Genomic DNA, 7,056 nt, shown 5'->3' with positions numbered 1-7,056 from the left:
TGCGGCGCCCTGCGCAAGATAGGGCAAGGTCGCGTGGACGGCGTCGCCCAGCATCGTCGCGCGCCGAGTGCTCCATTTCGCGATGGGTGGGCGGTAGTACAGAGACCAGCGATAGCACATATCCCGGTCGGCGCCGTCGATGATCGTCTGGATGTCTGCATGCCAACCGTCGAAATCGGCCTTCAGAGTCTCCCACGGATACTTCGCGGTCCAGGATTCCTCGGAGACTTCTTCCGTCTCCACGAGGCCGACGAAATTCAGCAGCGAGCCGCCGCGGAGATAGTAGCAGACGGCATGCCGGCCCGGACCCATCCAGACCGACATGACCTGGCCCATGAGATTCCCGGGCAGGCGCTCGGCCGGGACGATCAATCGCCAGGCGGCATCACCCGTGTAGGACGCGCGGCTCGCGCCGGCGATCTGGGCGCGAACGGCGGATTTGACACCGTCAGCGCCGACCAGGATGTCCGCACTCACGCGCGAGCCGTCGGACAATCCGAGCTGGACGCGATCTTCCGACTCGTCGAAGCCGACGACGCGGCTGTTCAATCGGATCACGTTCGATTTCAGGCTCTTGACCTTGGCAACGAGCAAATTGTGCAGATCGGCGCGATGCAATTGATTGTAAGGCGCTCCGTGCATTGCCTCATGCTCTTCAGCCAGCGGAAATTGCCCGATCACTTCTCCCGTGTCATGGAGGCGGAAAACGTACGCGCCGGGGCGGACCGAAAAGCCGGCAATGGCTTCGCCGAGGCCGAGATCATTCAAGACGTGCATGGCGTTGGCGCTCAATTGAATACCCGCGCCAATTTCGCTCAATTCGGGTGCCTGCTCGTAAAGCTCGACGTCGTGGCCGGCCTTCAGAAGGCAGCAGGCCGCGGTAAGGCCGCCAATTCCGGCGCCGGCAATTGCAATTCTCTTCGCCATCGCCTCAGGCCATGTCTGTTGATCGTTGCGTGTGGAAGAAGCTGCTCCATGCCGCATCAAGGGGCGACGGGAGCGTGTCCCTTGCGCAGATCCTCGCCTCGCGCGATGGCGCCCGTCAGCCAGGCTTGCCCTCTTGCGTAGAGCTCCTCGACTTCGGGTCCCTTCAAGCCCGGCATATCGCGCTTGACGCGATAACCGATCTCTTCCTGCGCATAGGCGAGATGACGATAGCCAACCGGGAATGCGTTGAGCCTATCGGAGTTCAGTTCCAGCTTCGCGGATGGATCAATCGGATCGAGTCGATCCTTCTCATAGATCGGCTGCCGCAGCACGAGCCCCCAGGTGCTCCGACGCTTTTCCAGGAAGTCATAAAAGCGACCGGTGCAGACGACATCGCACGACACGTTGTGCACGGCGGCGCGTTGCGAAATCGTCATCTTGGTTTGCGCAACGGCACGATCGCCAGCCAGATCAATGGATACGCCGCCCAGGAAGTGGAGGATACTGACGCCCTTGTCCCAACCCTCGCTGCTGACGCGAATGAAATCGGCGGCCGGCCCCTGGAACCAGGTCGCATACATCCAGCCGTCGTCATGCCAGACGGTCCGGAAGCGATCCCAGTCGCCGGCATCTCGCCATACTGCCCAGTTCTCGAGGAGATTTCGAATGGTCGAGCGATCGAAGAGGTCTGTTTCATTCATTTGGCGCCGCCTAATGTCCCTCGGGGTGTCAGCTTGACAGAGGTTCCCGATTAGGAAGCATATTCAGAACTCGCTCATCAATCGTCAAGACAACGGCGTCCTCGGAATACGCGCAACTCCGCGACGTGACAGGCCAAACCTGGGGCTGGTTCTGCGCCTGGTGAAGGCCTGAGGCCAAGCTCCAAATCCTCAGTTTGCCGCCTTCGACTATCCAAGCATTCGCTCCTTCACGCCGCCAGGCTCACCGCATCGTCGCGAGCTGCACGGCGAGGGCGCACGCCCGGTCGTATTCGTCGAGATTGATCCATTCGTCGATCGTGTGCACCTCGTTCTGTCCTGCGCCGAAGGTCACGGTCGGAACGCCGTGGCGGACCATCCAGTTCGCGTCGAGGCCGCCATTCGCGGCACGAATGCTCGGTGTTGCGCCGATGCCGGACACCGCTGCGACCGCGCGCTTGACGACCGGCAGGCTCTCCTTCATGCGGAATGGATAGTAATCGGTCTCGGCCTTGAACTTGACGCGGCCGGCCTTGCCGTCGCTGTTCTTGACGCGCGAGGCGGCCTTCTCGAACGCCGCCTTGCAGGCCTTGGTGATCTCCTTGAAGAACGTGCGGTCGTGGCTGCGGCTCTCGCCGCGCACGTGCACATAGTCGGTGACGACATTGGTGGCGTCTCCTGCCGGCCGGCCCTCGCCGCCGGTGACGGGCCCGACATTGCTGGTGCCCTGCCGCTTGCCCTTCACCACCTTGCCGAACCAGCCGCCGGCCTTCAGGTCGGCGAGCGCGAGCCCGAGAATCATGGTCGCGCTGATCCCGCGCTCCGGCGCGACGCCGGCATGCGAGGCGCGGCCGAAAATCTCGACCTGCCAGCGATCCGCGCCGACGGCGCCGATGGTGACGTTGGAGGCGGAGCCGCCGTCGTAGTTGAAGGCCATGACCGGCGAGCCGAGCTCCTCGGTCTTGACGTGGCGTGCACCCCACAGCCCGCTCTCCTCCCGCACGCAGAACAGCAGCGTGATCGGCGGATGATCGGGCTTCTGCGTCGCGAGCTCGGCCGCCAGTGTGACGAGGACGCCGCAGCCGGCTCGGTTGTCGCCGCCGAGCGCGGTCTTGGCTTCGTTGACGATCTTCCGTCCGGAACGCTTTGGCTTCGCGCCGGCGCATAGCGGCACGGTGTCCATATGGGTCATGAACATGATCCGCGGCTGGTTGTGCATCGCGCCGCGGCCAGGCAGGTCGACGATGAGGTTGCCGGTTTCCGTCGGCACAGGAATGCGTGCGTTCGCGTCGTCGAGCCGGATCGCGTCCGCCGGCACGCCGCTTTCCCTGAGCGCCGCGGCGAGTTCGCGCCCGATCGCCGCCTCCTTTCCGGTCACGCCCTCGACGGCGAGAAAGCGCATGAGACGGTCAGTGGCGGCTTGGGCGTCGACGGACATCGCGGATCCTGTTGATGTTTGCTGCCAATGAGCATCCATCGCGGCGTCTTGCTTCATCACCATTGTCCGGCCTCCCGGATGGGCCTTCGCGAGACCCAGCCTTTGTGGCTTCAATCGCAATGCGATGACTTCAATCGCAATATGCTAGGATTGAAATTCGGCACGCGCGGAGTCAAGCGCAACGTCGTCTTCGCGTCGGCTCGATGTGGCGCCGGCCCGGGACATCTCCTAAATGTCAGGCACGGGATCATTTGCTCCGGTGGAACACGCGTTGGCTGCTGCCGATCACGGGAAAATCGCTCTCCTGCTCGCCGCCCATGGCGAGAGGCGACCGGGCGCGGGCAACGAAAATGTGTGGCGGATCGCGCGGGCGGTGTCCGAGTGCGGTCTCGTGTCCGAGGTCGGCGCCGGCTTCATCTCCGGTGTGCCGACGATCAGGGACGCCCTGGAGCGGCTGACCGCACGCAAGGTGATCGTCTATCCGCTGTTTGCCTCCAGCGGCTATTTCACCCGGGACCGCCTGGTGCACCTGCTCGACGCCGCCGATGACGGCACCCGCAAGATCGAGATGCTGGCCCCGCTCGGCCTCGATCCCGGCCTGCCGGATGTGGTGGTGGCCTGCGCCAAACAGGCGGCGCAGGCGCATGATTTCAAGCCCGAGACCTGCACGGTGATTCTATTGGCTCATGGCTCGCGCCGCGATCCGGCCTCGCGCCGGGCCACCGAGCACATGGCGCGCGAGGTCGCGCGCACGCCGGCCTTCCCTGACGTCCGGATCGCGTTCCTGGAGGAACGTCCCTTTCTGGATGAGGCCGCGCGCGAGATTTCAGGTCCCGTCATCGTCCTCGGCCTGTTCTCCGGCGAAGGCATGCACGGCGCGAAGGACGCGCCGAGGTTGACGGCCGGCCTCGGACGCGAGGATGTCGTGTTCGCCGGTGTGATCGGCAGCGCGCCCGGCATCGATGCCGTGGTGGCGCGATCCGTCGCGGCGGCAGTTCAGCGGTGCAGGCACGAATAGGTGCGAACGAGCTCCCGGGCTTCGACCGGAACGACCCGTGCGGCATCGCGGTTCGCCGTCGCGGTCGCGCAGGATAGCCAGAAGTAGTTTCCGGCCGGGTCGATCACGAGCCGGTTCGGCGAGAAGTCCGTTGCGATGACGGACAGATACGGGATGGTCGAGAACCAGGCGAGCGGCGCGAGGCCGGGAGATATCCGCTGCGACGACACGAACCGGGAATCCCCGAGCCGCGGGTCGGAGGCCTGGCCCGTCGCCAGCGCGGCAATCGCCGCACGGTAGCTGGTCCACGCCGCCACGAACTTTTCCGTCTCGACGACGTGAATGACGAGCACGACCAGGAAGGCGCCGCCCCATGCCCGAAGCGTGAGGTCCGACGGCGAGGTGAGTGCATGCTGCAGCTTCGCGAAGCGGGCGAGGACCAGACCGTCGCCGGTCATGGCGGCGAGCGCCGCTGCCGCCCCGAGGATCGGCGTGCCGATCACCAGCGCCGTTCGCAGATAGTAGCGGCTGCTTGCGAGAACGGAATGATCGAAGCGCAGCCAGTAGAATGAGAGGATTGCCAGCAGGATTCCCACGGAATAGAGCGAGGCGCGCGCCGGCGAGACCAGGGAGAGCGCCGCAAGGATGATCCCGTAGGCTGCGAGCGAGGCCAATGACAGGATCACGACTTCGACCTTGAAGATGTCGGGATCGAAGAAATGGAGCGCCGCGCGTCGCAGCACGCCGGCATAATAGTCGTCGGGCGGAAGGACGATTTTCGAGATGAACGCCAGCGCCAGGACGATGATGAAGCTGATGGCCGCACGCACGAAAGCTGCGTCCCGCAGCCCGCGTGGCGCGAGCGTCGCGACGATCGCAGCCAGCAGCACCAGCGCGCCCTCATGCGTGAAGGCGAGCGCGAGCTCGGCGAAGAAAACGAGGGCGGCTCCGGACCAGGTTCGTTTCGCGTAATGGCAGACGGCCAGCACCGGCCAGAACAGCGCGTGCGCCATGCACATCTCGGTCGGAAAGCCGAAGATCAGCGGACAGAGCAGGGCGGTCGAGCCGCAGGCGCCAAGAAAGATGAAGCGGCCGCGCGAGCGATCCGCCGCGAAGGTCAGCAGCAGCCCCACCAGGGGCGCGACATAGAACAGAAATCCGTAAGCGATGATTCCCGTCCATGGCTTGCCGGTGAGGCCGACGATCGTTTCGGCCGGCAACAGGCTGAGCAGAAAGACCGAGCTGCGGCCGGAAATGTTATGCCAGTGGAACGCCCAGACGTCCTGCACCGCGACCGCGTAGGAGAACATCGCGCCGTCGCCATAGAGCTCGAGCTGATGGAGCAGTGCAATGAGGACGAATGCAACCGACCAGCCGAGCCCGCTTCCGATGATCAGAAGCCGCAACGCGCGGGCGTCGAAGCGCATGAGGCGTGACATGCGGCCCAGAGGTTTCACAACGAACCAGAGCCTTCGCAATGAACGAAAGGCTTCACAATGAACCGGCAGTGCCAGCAGCGCAACGCTTCGAGAAACCTTTCTTTCACCGGGCGCTTATAAGAACACCACAAGCCCCAGATCATTCCGGTCGAAATATCGGATGATTTTTGCGGCGGGGTGGCCGATAGTCGCATTGATATCGGATCAAACGAGCAGTTGATTCCCGCCGTGCAGCTCAGCAATTTCCCCACCGCAAAATCGGCGCCCGGCGATCATTGGGACGAGTTCGTCCATCTGTTCCGCAAGGGACAGCAGACGCTTCCGCACCGGTGGGCGGACGTGTTCGGCCCGCTGCGCAACGGCGCCGTCGACGATCTCGTCATCGTCGGCCAGGTCGGCCAGTCGCTGGACGGCCGGGTGGCGACGGCGTCCGGGCATTCCAAATACATCAATTGCCCCGCCGGCATTGCACACCTGCACCGGTTGCGTGCACTGGTCGACATCGTCGTCGTCGGGGTCGGAACGGCCCTGGCTGACGATCCGCAATTGACGGTGAGACAGGTTGCCGGTCCACAGCCGGCGCGTGCCGTCATCGATCCCAAAGGACGTCTGGGAGCGCGTGCCAGGTTGTTCAGGGATGACGGCATGCGCCGTTTCCTGATCACGGCCGAGGATGCGTGCTGCGACCCTCCGCCTGGCGTCGAGGTCATCGCGCTGCCTGCTTACGGGGGAAACATCCCGCCATCGGCGATCGCAATTGCCTTGGCGCGGGTCGGGATGCGCCGGATGCTGATCGAGGGCGGTGCCGATACCGTATCGCGCTTTCTGGCCGCCCGGTGCCTCGATCGGCTGCATGTGACCGTGGCGCCCATCATGCTTGGCACGGGCGGGCCGGGTATCGCCTTGCCGCCGCTCGAGCGCGCGGACCAGGCGCCGCGCATGCCGGTGCGGGTGCACCGGATGGAAGACGACGTGCTGTTCGATTGCGATCTGGCGGCTCAGCGCGTCGAGCTGGGTGAGGCGAAAAAGTCCAGGTGACCGACGCGCATCGATGAAGCGCGGGCGCCGAGGGCGGCCTCGCGCCGCCCGAGCCAGTCGTCGATGTCGGCGCGCGGCAATGTGTCCATCTCGCGCGCGGCGCCGGCCCATCCGGAAAGAAGCGCGGCCTGCATTGGGCGATCGTAGGGACCGATCTCCCAATCGGATCGACCGTGCGCGATCGAATAGCCGAGCGCCTCGAGGCGATCGATCGCCGCGGGCGCGGCCGTCGGGCCGAGCGCCGGCCCAAAACCCTTGTCGATGCGCTGGTGTGTGTTCACGGCTGCGACGATGACGGGATCAAAGGGATCGATCGGGGAGAGCTCGATGCGGCCGTCATAGGTCAGCGCGGCATAGATCGGCAGCGCGCGGCCAGCAGCCTTGCGCAGGAGCTGATGCAGCCACGTCTCGGAGACGAGGTCGAGCAACGCCGATGTCGTGATCAGATCGATCGGGCCCGTGAGCGCCGCGTCAAGCTCGCGGCTCAGATCGAGCCGCATGGCGTCGAGCGTGACGTCA

General features: G+C 64.9%; 6 protein-coding genes and 1 pseudogene. 2 read left to right on the top strand and 5 right to left on the bottom strand.

What is annotated here, in order from left to right; genetic code table 11:
* The 3 genes from JOY90_RS27975 to JOY90_RS27965 all read right to left on the bottom strand — a co-directional run.
* A partial coding sequence (locus JOY90_RS27975; RefSeq protein ID WP_291694335.1) for an FAD-dependent monooxygenase occupies positions 1-984 on the bottom strand: 984 nt, incomplete at its 3' end.
* Positions 984-1,628 (bottom strand): nuclear transport factor 2 family protein, encoded by a 645-nt coding sequence (locus JOY90_RS27970; protein ID WP_291694334.1) that lies wholly within the window; start codon positions 1,626-1,628, stop codon positions 984-986. The genes JOY90_RS27975 and JOY90_RS27970, both read right to left, overlap by 1 nt.
* A gap of 241 nt (positions 1,629-1,869) precedes the next feature.
* Positions 1,870-3,063 (bottom strand): M20/M25/M40 family metallo-hydrolase, encoded by a 1,194-nt coding sequence (locus JOY90_RS27965; protein ID WP_291694333.1) that lies wholly within the window; start codon positions 3,061-3,063, stop codon positions 1,870-1,872.
* A 271-nt stretch (positions 3,064-3,334) separates the two neighbouring features.
* Between JOY90_RS27965 and JOY90_RS27960 the strand changes: the two genes are divergently transcribed.
* The gene (locus tag JOY90_RS27960) at positions 3,335-4,081 is read left to right on the top strand and encodes a CbiX/SirB N-terminal domain-containing protein (RefSeq protein WP_291694332.1); all 747 of its coding nucleotides are present in this window, start codon (positions 3,335-3,337) and stop codon (positions 4,079-4,081) included.
* Here JOY90_RS27960 and JOY90_RS27955 read toward each other — a convergent pair.
* A complete protein-coding gene (locus JOY90_RS27955; protein WP_291694331.1) occupies positions 4,060-5,499 on the bottom strand; it encodes a hypothetical protein in 1,440 nt (479 codons plus the stop codon). The genes JOY90_RS27960 and JOY90_RS27955 overlap by 22 nt on opposite strands.
* A gap of 339 nt (positions 5,500-5,838) precedes the next feature.
* Between JOY90_RS27955 and JOY90_RS27950 the strand changes: the two genes are divergently transcribed.
* A complete protein-coding gene (locus tag JOY90_RS27950) occupies positions 5,839-6,537 on the top strand; it encodes a RibD family protein (RefSeq protein WP_291694330.1) in 699 nt (232 codons plus the stop codon).
* Here JOY90_RS27950 and JOY90_RS27945 read toward each other — a convergent pair.
* Positions 6,498-7,056 (bottom strand): annotated as a pseudogene (locus JOY90_RS27945) (SAM-dependent methyltransferase); the annotation flags it as partial. The gene JOY90_RS27950 and the pseudogene JOY90_RS27945 sit on opposite strands and share 40 nt — an antisense overlap.

The organism is Bradyrhizobium sp. (assembly GCF_019242285.1).
In the GTDB taxonomy this organism is placed as follows: domain Bacteria; phylum Pseudomonadota; class Alphaproteobacteria; order Rhizobiales; family Xanthobacteraceae; genus Bradyrhizobium.
The sequence above is the reverse complement of the archived record's forward strand: the minus strand, read 5'-3'. Positions and strand labels throughout refer to the sequence as shown.

Coding starts and splice junctions, on each gene's coding strand:
- JOY90_RS27955 (WP_291694331.1), bottom strand. CDS start 5,499: ATGTCACGCCTCATGCGCTTCGACGCCCGCGCGTTGCGGCTTCTGATC.
- JOY90_RS27965 (WP_291694333.1), bottom strand. CDS start 3,063: ATGTCCGTCGACGCCCAAGCCGCCACTGACCGTCTCATGCGCTTTCTC.
- JOY90_RS27970 (WP_291694334.1), bottom strand. CDS start 1,628: ATGAATGAAACAGACCTCTTCGATCGCTCGACCATTCGAAATCTCCTC.